This is a genomic window from Pseudomonas sp. GW456-12-10-14-LB2 (assembly GCF_002884345.1).
Classification (GTDB): Bacteria; Pseudomonadota; Gammaproteobacteria; order Pseudomonadales; family Pseudomonadaceae; genus Aquipseudomonas; species Aquipseudomonas paraglycinae.
Map to the genome: position 1 here is coordinate 1 of NZ_POHV01000110.1, position 287 is coordinate 287.

Annotated in this window: 1 protein-coding gene; it reads left to right on the plus strand. The window is 69.3% G+C overall.

Features of this window, described 5'->3' with window-relative positions; genetic code table 11:
• The coding region (locus tag C1X29_RS29830) for a transcription termination/antitermination protein NusG (protein ID WP_146023294.1) at window positions 1-287 on the plus strand (287 nt) is incomplete at both ends.

A 287-nucleotide genomic window follows, 5' to 3' on the forward strand; every position in this document is an offset into this window, starting at 1 on the left:
ATCAAGAACACCCCGAAGGTCACGGGCTTCCTCGGCGCCGACAAGTCGAAGCCGGTGCCGATCCCGGACGCCGAGGCCGAGCGGATCAAGGGCCAGGTCGCCGAGGGCGTCGACCGGCCGAAGCCCTCGATCTCCTTCGAGATCGGCGAGACCGTCCGTGTCGCCGACGGCCCGTTCGCCAGCTTCAACGGCACCGTCGAGGAGATCGACGACGCCCGCTCCCGCCTCAAGGTGGCGGTGTCGATCTTCGGCCGCGCCACGCCGGTCGAGCTCGAATACGCCCAGGT